1 protein-coding gene is annotated in these 220 nt (G+C 37.3%); it reads right to left on the bottom strand.

The genetic code is table 11. From position 1 onward, the window contains the following. The coding region (locus MiSe_RS50585; RefSeq protein WP_226595173.1) for a hypothetical protein at positions 1–202 on the bottom strand (202 nt) is incomplete at its 3' end. Positions 203–220: the final 18 nt, after the last annotated feature.

Here is a 220-nt window from a genome sequence, read left to right as displayed (position 1 = left end):
CGTTATAGTAGGGGCACGGCATAGATAACTTTTGATTTATCCCCAAAGATTGTATATTGTCGTTATAGTAGGGGCACGGCATAGATAACTTTTGATTTATCCCCAAAGATTGTATATTGTCGTTATAGTAGGGGCACGGCATAGATAACTTTTGATTTATCCCCAAAGATTGTATATTGCCGTTATAGTAGGGGCACGGCATAGATAACTTTTGATTTAT

The sequence above is a fragment of the Microseira wollei NIES-4236 genome (assembly GCF_020521235.1).
In the GTDB taxonomy this organism is placed as follows: Bacteria; Cyanobacteriota; Cyanobacteriia; order Cyanobacteriales; family Aerosakkonemataceae; genus Microseira; species Microseira wollei.
The sequence above is the reverse complement of the archived record's forward strand: the minus strand, read 5'-3'. Positions and strand labels throughout refer to the sequence as shown.